A 16,644-nucleotide genomic window follows, 5' to 3' on the forward strand; every position below is an offset into this window, starting at 1 on the left:
TGCGCCTTCACTCCCGTACTCCGCGTGTTCCGGTGTGCTCCTCATGCTTCCCGTGTTCCGACATCGCGAGCGACGACGGTGCCGATCTCGTTCGCCGCCGCGGTGTCGAGCATCTCCGAATGGGTGCAGCCGATGTCGACGATCCTGATGTCCCCTTCCACATAACGCCGCCAATCCAGGGGGTCGCCCGTCCTCGCGTCGCTCTCCGGTATCGCGGCCCGCACCAGGATGACGTCGCCCTTGACGACGGGAGGAGTGTGGCGCGTCATCATGTCGAGATTCGTCCGGTAGGCCCGGTAGATGCCGTCCACGTGCTCCTCGCTGACCACGTTCTCGAGGAGAGGTGGCCGCCACAGTTCGTCGTCCGCCACCGGGTCGTACTGGTTCCGGGCGACCCGCAGCAGATCCTCGACCACTTCCCTGCGGGACGGGTACCAGAGCGGTTCGCTGCTCTGCCGCTCGATGGGATACGCATCCAGGAGGAACAGCCGATCGACCCGTTCCCCCATGGCCTCGATGCGTGCGGCCATGGCGTGCGCCACCAGTCCGCCAAAGGACCAGCCCAGGAGGTTGTACGGGCCCGAGGGCTGGATCGACCTCATCGTGGCCACGTAGTCGTCCGCCATCTCGTCGATGCTCGGCGCCGCCTCCCGCGACACATCCAGACCACGGGCCTGAAGTGCGTAGAGGGAGAGGCTGCCGACGGCGTGTCCGGCCAGCGCCTGGTAGGCCCAACCGATACCACTCGCCGGATGCACACAGAACAGCTTGGGTGTGTCCGGCTCGGACCTGATGGCCAGGACGGCGTCGAAGTCGTGTGAGCTTTCCCCGTCGTCCAGGAGGCGAGCGAGCCGAGCCGGGGACGGGGCCTGGAACAGGGCCTGCATGCCCAGCCGGGCGCCGGTCTCCGCGCGCAACCGACCCATCAAACGCATGGCGAGGAGGGAATGGCCGCCCAACGCGAAGAAGTCGGCGTCGGCGGGGACGCGGGGCAGGCCAAGCACCTGGGCGAACAACCCGCACAGCAGCTCTTCTGTTGGGGTGGCTGGTGCGCGGCCGGGGGCCGGGGTGTAGTCCGGGGCGGGGAGCGCCTTGCGGTCCAGCTTCCCGTTCGCCGTCAGCGGCAACCGCTCCAGAACCACAACGGCCGAGGGCACCATGTGCTCCGGCAGCACACCCGTCAGGAACTCCCGCAACTCCGTCACCACCGGACCAGACCCGCCCACCGGCACGGCATAGCCGACCAGCCGCCGGTCCCCGGGACGGTCCTCACGCACCGCCACGGCGGCCCGTTCCACGGACGGATGCGACGCCAGCGCCGCCTCCACCTCACCCAACTCGATACGGAAACCCCGCACCTTCACCTGATCGTCCACCCGACCAACGAACTCCAGCCGCCCATCCGCTCGCCATCGCACCAGGTCCCCGGTCCGGTACATCCGCGCCCCGGGCTCGGCGAAAGGACACGCCACAAACCGCTCCGCCGTCAGCCCCGCACGCCCCGCATACCCCCGCGCCAACCCCGCACCCGCCACATACAACTCACCCACCACACCCGGCGGCACCCACCCCAAACCACCATCCAGCACATACAGCGAACTGTTCGACAACGGACGACCCAGCGGCGGCACACCCCGATCAGCGGAGTCGAGAGCAGCACTGGCGGACCAGATCGTGCACTCGGTCGGACCATAGAGATTAACCACCTCAGAACCCAACTCACCCAACCGCCCAGCCAGCTGTGCTGGCAGTGCCTCACCACCGGCCAGCACCCGCAACCCCTGCAACATCTCCGGAGCCTGGGAAGCGATGGCCTGCCACAACGTCGGCGTGGCCTGCATCACCGACACCTGCCACCGCTTGACCAACCCCGCCAACGCCACCGGATCACCCACCTCCACATCCGAAGCCACCACCACCCCCGCCCCACACACCAACGGCAAAAACACCTCCAACGCCGCAATATCAAACGAAACCGTAGTCACCCCCAACAACCTGTCAGCAACCCCCAACTCCACCCGCTCCCCCACCGCAGCCAAAAACCCCCCAACAGCCGCCCGAGACACCACCACACCCTTCGGAACACCCGTCGACCCCGAGGTATAGATGACATACGCCGGATGCCGAACATCAAGCGAACCCATGCGATCACCGTCCGCCAAGTCGGCGGCCGAAGCCTGAGCCAGAAGCCGCTGCGTCCGCTCATCATCCAGCACCAACAACCCATCGTTCTCACGCCGGGGTACCCGCCCAGCCGTCTCCGCCGTGGCCAGCACCACCCCCGGCCGAGCATCGTCCAGCATGAAGGCGATCCGGCTCACGGGATAGCGCGGATCAATCGGCACGTACGCCCCGCCCGCCTTCACCACCGCCAACAACGCCACCACCATCTCCACCGACCGCGACACCACCAACCCCACCCGCGACTCCGGCCCCACCCCCAACCCCACCAACACCCGAGCCAGACGATTCGCCCGCTCATTCACCTCCCCATACGACACCACACACCCCCCACACACCACCGCCACCGCATCCCGATCACGCCGCACCCACCCCTCAAACAACCCCGGCAGCACATCAACAGCGCTTTCACCCATCGCATCGGGCCCATCCCCACCCCAGCCCGTCAGCTGCTCCCGCTCCTCCCCGCTGAGCACATCGATCCGCCCCACCAGACACCCCGGATCAGCGGCAATCGCCTCCAGCACCCGCACAAAACGAGCCGCGATCACCTCCACCGCATCCCGGTCGAACACATCAGGCCGATACCCCCACCGCACCTGAAGCCGCTCACCAGGAATCACCGTCAACGCCAACGTGTAATGCGTCGCATCCCGGCCCCCGCTGGCCCGCACGGTCACGCCGCTGTCTCCCAGAGCCCCCGAAGCCGCGTCGGACACCACCGGATAGTTCTCAAAGATCACCACCGTGTCGAACCGGGCCCCCGCACCCACCGCAGCCTGAATCTCCGGCAACCCCACGAACTGATACTCCGACAACCGCGCCTGCGCCTCCTGCAACCCCGACAACAACCCCAACACCCGCACCCCCGCCCCCGCACCGACCCGCACCGGCACCGTATTGATACACAACCCCACCAACGACTCCGCACCCGCCAACTCCACCGGCCGCACCGCCACCGTCGCCCCGAACACCACATCCTCACGCCCCAACAACCGACCCAACACCACACCCCACGCCCCCTGCACCAGCGTGTTCAACGTCAGCCCCAACTCCCGCCCACACTCCACCAACCGCCCCGTCAAACCCCCCGAAACCTCACACCACACCTCACCCGGCACCACCCCACCACCACCAGAAACCACCGGCCCCAACACCGACGCCTCCTCCACCCCCGCCAACACCCCACACCACGCCGCAACCCCCGCACCCCGATCCCGCGACCCATACCACGCGAGATAGTCGCGGTACGGCGTCGGCCTGGGCAGTGCGGACTCCTCGCCCGGCCGCTCGTACAGGGCGAACAGATCCCGCACCACCAGCGGAGTGGACCACCCGTCCAGCAGGATGTGGTGATTCGTCATCACCAACCGGAAACGCTCCTCGCCGAAACGGAACAACGCGAACCGCAGCAACGGCGGCCGCGCCAGATCAAACCGATCGACCCGGTCCTCCGCCAGCCACCGCTCGAAGACATCCCGCGCCTCCGCCTCCCCCAGCCCCCGCAAATCCTCCTCCCGCCACCGCACCCGCACCCGCGCCCCACCAGGCACCACCTGAACCGGCACCGACACACCCTCATGCACAAACCCCGCACCCACATGCGGATACCGCCGCAACAACCCCTCCCCGGCCGCACGCAACCGCACCGCATCCACCGAACCCTCCAGGTCAAAGACCAGCTGCACCATGTACACATCCGGCGCACCATCGTCATAAACCGCGTGAAACAGCAACCCCTCCTGCAACGGGGTCAGCGGCAGGATGTCGTCAGCCTCGGGGATCAGTGCCTCGACGTGTTCGATCTCGGCTTGATCGAGTGGGACCAGCGGCAGGTCGGAGGGTGTGCGGCCACCGGACGTGGGATGCCTGAGATGGGCGATCAGTCCGTCCACGGCCGTGCACCATGCCTCGGCGAACCGGCTGACCTCCGCTTCCGTCATCAGGTGGCCGGCCCAGGCCCAGGTCGCCGTGAGGCGCGGACCGTCGGGGGTGTCCTCGGTGAGTGCGTTGATGTCGAGGCAGTGGGTGAGGGCCAGATCGGGGTCGGAGCCGCCGCCGAGGGCCGTACTCTCCTTCGCGTAGGGCCAGTTGGCGGATCCGCTGCCGGTGTACCGGCCCAGGTAGTTGAAGCCGATGCGCGGTGTGTTCAGCGCCGCGAGCCGGGGTCCGGTGCGGGGGTTGAGGTAGCGCAGCAGACCGTAGCCGATGCCGTGGTCCGGGACGCGGAGCTGTTCCTTCACGCGTTTGAGTGCACCGCTCAGGCCGGCGGCGCCGGTTGCCACGTCGGTCCAGTCCACGGGGCCCGCGTCGAGGCGTACCGGATACATGCTGGTGAACCAGCCGATGGTACGCGTCAGATCCAGGGCCTCGGCGATGTCTTCGCGGCCGTGTCCCTCGACGTTAACCAGCAGGGCGGTGGCTTCGGCGGTGCCGTAGCAGTGGGCCGCGGCCAGGACCAGGGCCGTGAGGAGGACGTCGTCGACCCCCGCGTGGTACGCGGCGGGTACGGTCGTGAGAAGGGGCCCGGTACGTGCCGGATCGAGGACGACGGTGAGCGAACGCAGGCTGCGCACGTCATCACGGGCGGGGTCGAGCGCGTCGGTGGCCACGGCGAGCCCGGGGTCCCCGGTCATCCGGGTCCACATGTCCAGCTCGTCTTCCCGGGCGGGGTCGACGGCCTGATCGGCGAGCAGTCGCGCCCATCGGCGGAAGGAGGTGCCGACGGGCTGGAGTGCGGGCGGCCGGGCCGTCTCGATCGCCTCGTACGCGGCGATGAGGTCGGTCAGCAGCACCCGCCAGGACACTCCGTCCATCACCAGGTGGTGGGCCAGCAGGAGCAGCCGACCGGGGCGTCGGTCCCCCACGTCCAGCCAGACCACCTGTAGCACGGTGCCGGAGTGCGGGTCCAGTCGGGCCTGGCCCGCCGCGCTCTCGGCCGCCACCGCCGCCTGCAGACCCTCGTCGCCACCTCCGATCACCGCGGTCCGGCGTACCAGATCGGCTGCCGCGATGGAGCCGGGCGGTGTGATCTCCAGCCGCCAGGCGTCGGCGCCACCGCCGCCGGGGCGACCGTCACCGTCCCCGTCGGCGATCCTCAGTCGCAGTGCGTCATGGTGGTCGATCACGGCCTGTACCGATGGGATCAGCCGGTCGAGTGTCAGCGTCGGTGGCACTTCCAGCAGCACCGACTGGTGATATCCGGTCGTCGCCCCTTCGCGCTCGCGCAGCCAGTGCATGATCGGGGTCATGGGCAGTGTGCCCACTCCGTTGTCCTCCACCGCCGGGGCCTCGGCGGTCCGGGTGGCGGTGGCGGCGAGGGCGGCGGGTGTCTTGTGCTGGAACACCTCACGCGGCGTGAACACAAGCCCCGCACGACGAGCCCGGCTCACCAACTGGATGGACATGATGCTGTCCCCACCCAACGCGAAGAAGTCAGCGTCGGCGGGGACATCGGCCAGGCCCAGCACCTGGGCGAACAACCCGCACAGCAGCTCTTCCGACACGGTGGCCGGTGCGCGGCCGGGAGCCGGGGTGTAGTCCGGGGCGGGGAGCGCCTTCCGGTCCAGCTTCCCGTTCGCCGTCAGCGGCAACCGCTCCAGTACCACAACGGCCGAGGGCACCATGTGCTCCGGCAGGACACCCGTCAGGAACTCCCGCAACTCCGTTACCACCGGACCAGACCCGGCCGTCGGTACGGCATAGCCGATCAGCCGCCGGTCCCCGGTACGGTCCTCACGAACCACGACCGCCGCCCCCGCCACCCGCGGATGCGAGGCCAGCGCCGCCTCCACCTCACCCAACTCGATACGGAAGCCCCGCAGCTTGACCTGATCGTCCACCCGGCCGACGAACTCCAGCCGCCCCTCCGCCTGCCACCGCACCAGATCCCCGGTCCGGTACATCCGCGCCCCGGGCTCGGCGAAAGGACACGCCACAAACCGTTCCGCGGTCAGGCCCGCACGGCCCGCATAACCCCGCGCCAACCCCGCACCCGCCACATACAACTCACCCACCACGCCCGGGGGAACGAGCTCCAGCCCCTCATCGAGCACATGAGTGTGCAGATGCCGGAGGGGCCGGCCGATCAGGCTCCGCGTGCCGGGCCCGGTGAGCTCGCGGTCGATCGGCTGGTGGGTGACGTGCACGGTGGTCTCGGTGATGCCGTACATGTTCACCACGACGGGGGTGTTTTCGTGGTGTCGGGCGTACCAGTCGGCAAGGCGCGTGGGGTCAAGGGCCTCGCCGCCGAGCACCACATGGCGAAGTGCCGCACCCACGCGTGGCCCGCCGTGTTCTGCTTCTGCCGCGATCAGTTGGTAAAGCGCCGAGGGCGTCTGGCTCAGGATCGAGACGTTCTCCCGTACCAGCAACTCCAGGAAGTCCGAAGGGGAACGGGTCACCTCCCTGTCGACCACGACGAGGCGGCCACCGCTCAGCAGGGCTCCCCAGATCTCCCACACCGAGAAGTCGAACGCATACGAGTGGAACATGGTCCACACGTCGTCCGGGCCGTAGTCGTAGCTCTGCGCGATCGCTTCGAGCAGCCTCACCACGTTGGTGTGGGTTACCAGGACACCCTTGGGCGCACCGGTGGATCCTGAGGTGTAGATGGCGTAGGCCGGATGCCGGGGATCGAGCGGGCTGATGCGGTCGAGGTCGGTGAGGTCGGCGTCGGACGACCGAGCCAGGAGCCGCTGAGTGCGGTCGTCGTTCAACACGAGCAGCCGGGCGGTCTCACACTCGGGTATCCGCTCGGCCGTGTCCCTGGTGGCGAGTACTACCTCGGGGGCGGCGTCATCGAGCATGAACCCGATCCGGGACGTGGGATAGCGGGGATCGATCGGTACGTACGCCCCGCCCGCCTTCACCACCGCCAGCAGCGCCACCACCATCTCCACCGACCGCGACACCACCAACCCCACCCGGGACTCCGGGCCCACACCTCGCCCCACAAGTACCCGGGCCAGACGATTCGCCCGCTCGTTCACCTCCCCGTACGACACCTCACGCCCGTCACACACCACCGCCGCCGCATCCCGATCCCGCCGCACCCACTCCTCGAACAAACCCGGCAGCACATCAGCGCCCGCATCCGCCGCACCGGGCACACCCCCGCCCCAGCACGTCAGCTGATCCCGCTCCTCGTCTGTGAGCACATCGATCCGCCCCACCGAACACCCCGGATCGGCAGCGATCGTCTCCAACACCCGCGCGAAGCGAGCCGCCAGCAACTCCGCCGACTCCCGGTCGAACAGGTCGGCCGCGTACTCGAGCGTTCCGCGGATACCCGCCGGTCCACCGCCAACGGCATGTGTCTCGGCGAGCATGAAGGACAGGTCGAACTTGGCGGTGTCCATCTCGACCCAGAGCGGTTCGATGGTCAGCCCCGGCAGTGCGGGGGCGGTGTGGTGGGTGTTCTGGAATCCGAGCATCACCTGGAACAGGGGGTGCCGGGCCAGGGAGCGGTCAGGATTGAGCAGGTCGACCAGCCGCTCGAACGGCACGTCCTGGTGGTCGTAGGCGGCAAGGTCGGCGTCGCGGACGCGGCGTAGGAGGGTGGTGATGTCGGGGTCGCCGGAGGTGTCGACGCGCAGCACCAAGGTGTTGACGAAGAAACCCACCAGGTCGTTGACGGCTTCCTCGCCCCGGCCCGCGTACGGGGTGCCGATGGGGATGTCGTGTCCCGCGCCGAGCCGGGTCAGCAGCACGGCCAGTCCGGCTTGGACGACCATGAAGACGCTGACGTCGTGGGTGTGTGCCACATCGGCCAGCCGCTGGTGAAGCGCGGCCGGGATGTCCAGGTCCACGGTACCGCCGCGATGGCTCGCCATCGCCGGGCGCGAACGGTCGGCGGGCAGGTCGAGCTCTGCGGGCAGGCCCGTCAAGGCCTCGTTCCAGTGGGCGAGTTGGCGTGACATCAGGCTGTCGGGCGTGTCCTCATCGCCGAGGACACGTCGCTGCCAGATGGCGTAGTCGGCGTACTGCACCGGGAGCGGCTCCCACTGTGGTGCGCGCCCTTGGACACGGTCCGTGTAGGCGCGGGCGAGGTCACCGAAGAGGGGGCCCATGGACCAGCCGTCCGCGGCGATGTGGTGCAGCACCAGCAGCAGTACGTGCTCGTGGTCCGCCGTTGTGTAGACGCCCGCGCGCAGTGGCAGTTCCGTGGCCAAGTCCTCGAACCCCCGTCCGGCCTCGGTCGCGAGCATCGCGTCCAGGCCCCTGGGGTCGGCGTGCGACATGCTGATCGGCAGCCGGGCGCGCGCGGTGTCGGCGTCGAGCACATGCTGCCAGGGCTGCCCCTGATCGTCCTTCGGGTAGAGGGTCCGCAGGGCTTCGTGCCGGACCACGACATCGCGGAGTGCGTCGGCCAGCGCCTCGCGGTCCAGGGGGCCGGTGATCCGCTGCGCGGACACGATGGTGTAGTTGGCGGACCGGGGGCCCTGGATCTCCTGCATGAACCACAGGCGCCATTGCGCGTACGACAGCGGGATCCGTTCCGGTCGTGGCATCGGGCTCAGGGGCGGCCGCCGGGTCGCCTCGGGGCTGGTTCCGTCGCCGAGCCGTGGGATCAGCTGGGCGACCGTGGGCGCCTGGAACAGTGTGCGGACGCTCAGCTCGGTGCCGGTCTCGGCGCGGATGCGGCCGATGAGCCGCATCGCGAGGAGGGAGTGGCCGCCGAGAGTGAAGAAGTCGTCGTCCACACCGACCTCGGCAACCCCCAGTACCTCGGCGAAGAGACCGCACAGGGCCCGCTCCCGCGGGGTTCGCGGAGCCTTGCCGGTCCCGGCGGTGAACTCCGGGGCGGGCAGCGCCTTACGGTCCAGCTTTCCGTTCGGGGTCAGTGGCAACTCGTCGAGCGCCATCACGATCGACGGCACCATGTGCTCCGGCAGGGTGCTCCGCAGATGGGCCTGGAGTGCGGGGAGCAGCGAGTCGGCTTCCGGGCCGGCGCCCGGCTCGTTGGCGTAGTCCGTGAGCGGTCGCGCGCTCGCCTGGACGGCAGCGACGGACAGGTCGACGACCGTCTGGTCCGGATCCTCGGCACCGAGCAGGAAGAGGGCGTCGAGCCGCTCGGGCTCTTCGGACCAGGTCAGATGGGCACGGTAGCCGTGGCGGGCCGCCAGCTCGTGCAAGGTTTCCACGTCGGGTGTACGCGGCGTGGCGTGGGATGTTCCCGTGGCCACGTCGGGTGTACGCGGCGTGGCGTCGGGTGTTTCCGTGGTGTCGGGCTTTCCCGTGTCCGCGCCGACGGCGGTCTCGGTGTCGATGGTCTGCCCGGTGGTTTCCGGGGCGGTACCGTCCTGGAATCGTCGTACCGCTGCCAGGTCGTCCATCAGCCGGGCGTTGGGGAGGCCCCTCACCCACAGCCTGTCATGGCGCCGGGAGAGCAGTGCCGCCAGTTCCTCGGTCCGGTGCACATCGGTTCCCCAGGTCGCCGTCGGCGCCGACTCGTCCGTGCGTACGGCGGCAATCGGCGCCTTGTGGAGCACCACGTCATAGCGGTACCGCGTCAGCTCGTTGCGGCTCTTCCCACGCTTGATCCGGATGTCGACCGCCGCGATGTCCGGAACGGTGGCCTGGAGAGCCGAGAAGAACGCCGGGTCGATCAGCAGTTCCCTCTCGAGGGAGATGGTCTGCTCGATCGCCTTGCGGAGGTCCGTGTCCGAGAGTTCACCGCCGAACCTGTTGAGACCGGCCGCCGTGGCGAAGCAACGGAGCAGGCGGAGGTTGCGGATATCACCGAGGAACAGCGAGCCACCCGGTGTGAGCAGCCGCATCGCTCCGGAGATGACGGAGACGAGGTAGTCGATGCCGGGGAAGTACTGGATCACCGAATTGATGATCACGGTGTCGAAATGGCCGGTCGGAAGTCCGGTGAAGACGTCGGCGGGCTGGGAGGACAGCTCCACGCGGGCAGCCAGTTCCGGGTCCCGATCGAGCTGGTCCCGCAGCACGTCGATCACCGCGGAGGAGAAGTCCGTGGCCCTATACGAGTCGCATCGGGGCGCCAAACGCCGAAGCAGCAGACCGGTGCCCACACCGATTTCGAGCACGCGTCGAGGAGCCAGTGCGGAGATCCGGTCCACGGTGGCCGTCAGCCATTCCCGCATCTCGTCGAGGGGGATGGGGCGACCGTCGTAGCTGCTGTCCCAGCCGATGAAGTCCTCACGGAGCGTGGTGGTGGGGCGGTCTCCGTACAGCGACTCGTAGAAACTCTTCCAGTGGCCGATGTGTTCGTCCGCGTGGCGCTCCGCCGACTCTTCGTTCCGTGGGGTGTCGTCCCGTGACGTGTCTTCCTGTGATGCGTCTTCGCTTGATGCGCCTTCGCGTGACGCGTCTTCCCGTGATGTGGTGCGCCGCGCGGGTACGGCGTAGCCGATCAGCCGCCGGTCCCCGGGGCGGTCCTCGCGAACCACGACCGCCGCCCGCGCCACCCGCGGATGCGACGCCAGCGCCGCCTCCACCTCACCCAACTCGATACGGAAACCCCGCACCTTCACCTGATCGTCCACCCGACCGACGAACTCCAGCCGCCCATCCGCCCGCCATCGCACCAGGTCCCCGGTCCGGTACATCCGCGCCCCGGGCTCGGCGAAAGGACACGCCACAAACCGCTCCGCCGTCAGCCCCGCACGCCCCGCGTACCCCCGCGCCAACCCCGCACCCGCCACATACAACTCACCCACCACACCCGGCGGCACCCACCCCAGCCCACCATCCAGGACGTACAACCGTGTGTCCTGGATCGGTGTCCCGATGGGTGGTGGCCCTTCCTCTCCCGGCTCGCACGGATGGCCGGAGATGTCGATGGTGGTTTCGCTCGGCCCGTACGAGTTGTAGAGCCGCGCCCAGGGAAGCGTGGTGTGGAAGGTGTCGCGGACGGCCGCCGGCATGGCTTCCCCGCCACAGACGACGTCACGCAGCGAGCGGCAATCGTCCGCCACCTCATGCCACTCCAGGAGATGCTGGAGGAGTGAGGGGACGGTATGGACAACGGTCACCTGATGGCGCCTTACGGCCGCGAGAAGGTACCCGGGGTCGGCGTGCCTGTCCGGGTGGGCGAGCACGATGGTCCCGCCGACCAGCAGCGGGCAGAAGGCTTCCCATACGGAGACGTCGAAGCTCAGGGGTGTCCGCATGAGGAAGCGGTCCTCGGCGCCCCAGCCGAACGCCTTCACCCGCCACAGGAGGTTGTTCAGCAAGGACTGGTGCGTCACCACGACACCCTTGGGGGTGCCCGTCGATCCTGAGGTGTAGATGGCGTAGGCCGGGTGCCGGGGATCGAGCGGGCTCGTGCGGTCGTGGTCGGTGAGGTCGGTGGCAGGTGCCTGGGCCAGGAGCTGCTGGGTGTGGTCGTCGTCCAACACGAGCAGCCGGGTGGTCTCGCGCTGGGGTATCCGGTCGGCCGTGCTCCTGGTGGCGAGCACCACGTCCGGCTCGGAATCGTCGAGCATGAAGGCGATACGATTCACGGGATAGCGCGTGTCGATCGGCACATACGCCCCGCCTGCCTTGGCCACCGCCAGCAGGGCCACCACCATCTCCACCGACCGGGGCACGACCAGCCCCACCCGGGACTCCGGGCCCACCCCGAGCCCCACCAGGGCCCACGCCAGACGATTCGCCTGCTCATTCACCTCGCCATACGAGACCTCACGCCCCTCACACGCCACCGCCACCGCTTCCCGATCGCGCCGCACTCGCTCTTCGAACAGCCCTGGCAACAGCGCATGGCTGGTGACTTCCGCACCGGGCGCGCCTCCACCCCAGCGCGTCAGTTGCTCCCGTTCCACTCCGGTCAGTACATCGATCCGCCCGACCAGACAGGCCGGATCGGCGACGATCGCCTCCAGCACCCGCACGAAGCGAGCCGCGATCGCCTCAACTGCCCGCTGCTCGAACACATCGGGCCGGTATCCCCATCGCACCTGAAGCCGCTCACCGGGAATCACCATCAACGCGAGGGGATAGTGCGTGGCGTCGTGGGCGGCGATGGCGGTGGGCTTGAGGGTGCTGTCGGTGCGGCCGGAAACGGCGTCGTCAACGGGGTAGTTCTCGAAGACCGTCGCGGTGTCGAAGAGCGATCCCGTACCGGCATAGGCGCTCTGCTGGATGTCGGTCAGACTCAGGAACTGATGGTCGAGCAACCGCGATTGTTCGTCCTGTAGCCGGGTGAGCATCGCCGCGAGACTCTCGTCCGCGAGTAGGCGAAGCCGCAGCGGCACCGTGTTGACGAACAGCCCGACCATGGATTCGACGCCGGGAATCTCGGGCGGCCGGACGGCCACCGTCGTTCCGAAGACCACGTCATCACGTCCGGTCATACGGGCCAGGAGGAGGCCCCAAGCACCCTGTATCACGGTGTTCAGGGTCAGACCGGCCTCACGCGCCCGCTCGGTCAGAGAGGCGGTGAGGGATTGCGAGAGGAGCTGTGAGACGTCCTGGGGGGCCACGGCCTGGCGTTCAGGGTTTGCGGGCGTCAGCAGAGTGGGGGCTTCGACGTCCGCCAAGGCATCGCGCCATGCCTCCACCGCCGCATCCCGATCCCGCGATTGGTACCACGCGAGGTAGTCGCGGTACGGCGTCGGCCTGGGCAGTGCGGACTCCTCGCCCGGCCGCTCGTACAGGGCGAACAGATCCCGCACCACCAGCGGAGTGGACCAGCCGTCCAGCAGGATGTGGTGATTCGTCATCACCAACCGGAAACGCTCCTCGCCAAAGCGGAACAACGCGAACCGCAGCAACGGCGGCCGCGCCAGGTCGAAACGGTCGACCCGGTCCTCCGCGAGCCACCGCTCGAAGACATCCCGCGCCTCCGCCTCCCCCAGCCCCCGCAAATCCTCCTCCCGCCACCGCACCCGCACCCGCGCCCCACCAGGCACCACCTGAACCGGCACCGACACACCCTCATGCACAAACCCCGCACCCACATGCGGATACCGCCGCAACAACCCCTCCCCGGCCGCACGCAACCGCACCGCATCCACCGAACCCTCCAGGTCGAAAACCAGCTGCACCATGTACACATCCGGCGCGCCATCGTCATAGACCGCGTGGAACAGCAACCCCTCCTGCCCAGCCGCCAAGGGCAGGACCTCACCGTGCTGGGGGATCTTCGCCTCGATGGTTTCCTGGTCGGACCGGCTCAGCGAGATCAAGGGGCGAGCGGACGAGGTGGAGTGCGCGGTGTCAGTCGCCTGCGTGGGAACGGCCGGGGCCTCGGGGACCCGGGCGGTGGCGGCGAGAGCGGCGGGTGTCTTGTGCTGGAACACCTCACGCGGCGTGAACACAAGCCCCGCACGACGAGCCCGGCCCACCAACTGGATGGACATGATGCTGTCCCCACCCAAGGCGAAGAAGTCGGCGTCGGCGGGGATGCGGGGCAGGCCAAGCACCTGGGCGAACAACCCGCACAGCAGCTCTTCTGTTGGGGTGGCTGGTGCGCGGCCGGGGGCCGGGGTGTAGTCCGGGGCGGGGAGCGCCTTGCGGTCCAGCTTCCCGTTCGCCGTCAGCGGCAACCGCTCCAGAACCACAACGGCCGAGGGCACCATGTGCTCCGGCAGCACACCCGTCAGGAACTCCCGCAACTCCGTTACCACCGGACCAGACCCGGCCACCGGCACGGCATAGCCGACCAGCCGCCGGTCCCCGGGACGGTCCTCACGCACCGCCACGGCGGCCCGTTCCACGGACGGATGCGACGCCAGCGCCGCCTCCACCTCACCCAACTCGATACGGAAACCCCGCACCTTCACCTGATCGTCCACCCGACCAACGAACTCCAGCCGCCCATCCACCCGCCACCGCACCAGATCCCCGGTCCGATACATCCGCCCCCCGGACCCGGAAAACGGACACGCCACAAACCGCTCCGCCGTCAGCCCCGCACGCCCCGCATACCCCCGCGCCAACCCCGCACCCGCCACATACAACTCACCCACCACACCCGGCGGCACCCACCCCAAACCACCATCCAGCACATACAGCGAACTGTTCGACAACGGACGACCCAGCGGCGGCACACCCCGATCAGCAGGGTCGAGAGCAGCACTGACGGACCAGATCGTGCACTCGGTCGGACCATAGAGATTAACCACCCGAGAACCCAACTCACCCAACCGCCCAGCCAGCTGTGCCGGCAGTGCCTCACCACCGGCCAGCACCCGCAACCCCTGCAACATCTCCGGAGCCTGGGAAGCGATGGCCTGCCACAACGTCGGCGTGGCCTGCATCACCGACACCTGCCACCGCTTGACCAACCCCGCCAACGCCACCGGATCACCCACCTCCACATCCGAAGCCACCACCACCCCCGCCCCACACACCAACGGCAAAAACACCTCCAACGCCGCAATATCAAACGAAACCGTAGTCACCCCCAACAACCGATCCCCAACCCCCAACTCCACCCGCTCCCCCACCGCAGCCAAAAACCCCCCAACAGCCGCCCGAGACACCACCACACCCTTCGGAACACCCGTCGACCCCGAGGTATAGATGACATACGCCGGATGCCGAACATCAAGCGAACCGATGCGATCACCGTCCGCCAAGTCGGCGGCCGAAGCCTGAGCCAGAAGCCGCTGCGTGCGCTCATCATCCAGCACCAACAACCCATCGTTCTCACGCCGGGGTACCCGCCCAGCCGTCTCCGCCGTGGCCAGCACCACCCCCGGCCGAGCATCGTCCAGCATGAAGGCGATCCGGCTCACGGGATAGCGCGGATCAATCGGCACGTACGCCCCGCCCGCCTTCACCACCGCCAACAACGCCACCACCATCTCCACCGACCGCGACACCACCAACCCCACCCGCGACTCCGGCCCCACCCCCAACCCCACCAACACCCGAGCCAGACGATTCGCCCGCTCATTCACCTCCCCATACGACACCACACACCCCCCACACACCACCGCCACCGCATCCCGATCACGCCGCACCCACCCCTCAAACAACCCCGGCAAAAGTCCTTGATCAGCATCGCCGTCGCCAGACGCGTCCCCGCTCCACGTCTCCAGCAGCCCCCGTTCCTCGCCCGTGAGCACATCGATCCGCCCCACCAGACACCCCGGATCAGTGGCAATCGCCTCCAGCACCCGCACGAAACGAGCCGCGATCACCTCCACCGCATCCCGGTCGAACACATCAGGCCGATACCCCCACCGCACCTGAAGCCGCTCCCCAGGAATCACCGTCAACGCCAACGTGTAATGCGTCGCATCCCGGCCCTCACTGGCCCGGACCCGCACGGCGTCGTCCCCGGTCACACCAGGCGCCACCGGATAGTTCTCAAAGATCACCACCGTGTCGAACCGGGCCCCCGCACCCACCGCAGCCTGAATCTCCGGCAACCCCACGAACTGATACTCCGACAACCGCGCCTGCGACTCCTGCAACCCCGACAACAACCCCAACACCCGCACCCCCGCCCCCGCCCCCGCACCAACCCGCACCGGCACCGTATTGATACACAACCCCACCAACGACTCCGCACCCGCCAACTCCACCGGCCGCACCGCCACCGTCGCCCCGAACACCACATCCTCACGCCCCAACAACCGACCCAACACCACACCCCACGCCCCCTGCACCAGCGTGTTCAACGTCAGCCCCAACTCCCGCCCACACTCCACCAACCGCCCCGTCAAACCCCCCGAAACCTCACACCACACCTCACCCGGCACCACCCCACCACCAGAAACCACCGGCCCCAACACCGACGCCTCCTCCACCCCCGCCAACACCCCACACCACGCCGCAACCCCCGCACCCCGATCCCGCGACCCATACCACGCGAGATACTCACGCCAGGGCACAGCAGGGACCAGCGTGGAGGCAGGGGCCTCGGGCTCCTGGTGGTAGAGGGTGAACAACTCCCGCATCAGCAGTTGAGTGGACCACCCGTCCAGCAGGATGTGGTGATTCGTCATCACCAACCGGAAACGCTCCTCGCCGAAACGGAACAACGCGAACCGCAGCAACGGCGGCCGCGCCAGGTCGAAACGGTCGGCCCGGTCCTCCGCCAGCCACTGCTCGAAGGCGTCCCGCGCCTCGGCCTCCGCCAGACCCCGCAGGTCCTCCTCCCGCCACGGCACCCGTACACGCCGCGCGATTGCCTGCACGGGCCGGGGCACTCCGCGCATCATGAATCCCGCACGCAGACTCATATGGCGATCGACGATCGCCTGTGCGGCCGACCGCAGGCGCTGAGCGTCCACCGGACCGTCGAGATCGAAGACCAGCTGCACCATGTACACATCCGGTGCGCCATCGTCATAGACCGCGTGGAACAGCAACCCCTCCTGCAACGGGGTCAGCGGCAGAAGCTCTTCGATCCTGGATCGGACCATGGGAATCCCCCTGTTCGGACCGCTCGCACTGATGCACTACGCGCAGATCGCACGGAGATGGATAAGGAGAAGAAGGAGCAACGAGGAGTGCGGTGGACATGCGGGCATT

General features: G+C 68.4%; 1 protein-coding gene. It reads right to left on the reverse strand.

All coding sequences use genetic code 11. The features are described from left to right. Positions 1–41: 41 nt before the first annotated feature. Positions 42–16,535: an amino acid adenylation domain-containing protein gene (locus ACMTAK_RS11155; protein WP_413806066.1), complete on the reverse strand. Its 16,494-nt coding sequence runs from the start codon at positions 16,533–16,535 to the stop codon at positions 42–44. Positions 16,536–16,644: the final 109 nt, after the last annotated feature.

The sequence above is a fragment of the Streptomyces lacaronensis genome, assembly GCF_047337785.1.
Lineage (GTDB): Bacteria > Actinomycetota > Actinomycetes > Streptomycetales > Streptomycetaceae > Streptomyces > Streptomyces lycopersici.